Origin of the sequence: Vibrio sp. 10N.222.55.C6, from assembly GCF_041473395.1 — a bacterium.
GTDB classification, from domain to species: domain Bacteria; phylum Pseudomonadota; class Gammaproteobacteria; order Enterobacterales; family Vibrionaceae; genus Vibrio; species Vibrio crassostreae_C.
The window spans coordinates 1-783 of sequence record NZ_JBFRSD010000187.1 but is presented as its reverse complement, the minus strand read 5'-3'; the positions used below and the strand labels follow the sequence as shown (position 1 = coordinate 783).

General features: G+C 44.1%; 1 pseudogene. It reads left to right on the top strand.

The features are described from left to right. Nucleotides 1–783 (top strand): annotated as a pseudogene (locus tag AB4486_RS23170) (sugar phosphorylase); the annotation flags it as partial.

Below are 783 nucleotides of genomic sequence, written 5' to 3'. Positions count from 1 at the left end.
ATGCAGTAAACGGCGGCCGTTCAATACGCCTAGATGCCATCGGTTTTATCTGGAAAGTATTAAATACAACGTGTATTCACTTGCCGGAAGCACATCAGATTATCCAGCTATGGCGAATCATCTTTGATGAGACGGTTCCTGGCGCGTTACTAATCACTGAAACAAATGTGCCACACAAGGAAAATATTTCGTATTTCGGACAAGGAAATGAAGCACACATGGTGTATCAGTTCCCGCTTCCGCCTTTGACTCTGCATGCATTCATGAGTCAAAACAGTTCTGTATTGACCGAATGGGCGAAAGGCCTAACCGAAGAAGCAATGGCTTCACTGCAGCAAGGGAATAAGACAACTTACTTTAACTTCCTTGCGAGCCATGATGGTGTCGGTGTTCGTCCAACGGAAGGGATCCTGACCAATGAAGATCGTTTGTTAATGTGTGAACAGGTTGAGCGTAAAGGTGGTCGCGTAAACTATAAAAACAACAGTGATGGGTCTCAGTCTCCTTATGAGTTGAATATCAATTACTTAAGTGCATTAACTGAAGCTTCCGATAGTGATGATGAGAAAGCGAGAAAATTCTTGGCGGCTCAATCTATCTTGCTTTCATTTATTGGTGTGCCTGCGATTTACTATCACAGTTTACTGGGCAGTGAGAATGATATTAACGGGATGGTTGAATCGGGTATTAACCGCAGAATCAATCGTGAGAAGTTCGGTTTAGACGAGTTAGAGGCGGAGCTAGCCGAAGCAGGCTCATTGCGCCAACAAGTTTATAGCCAGA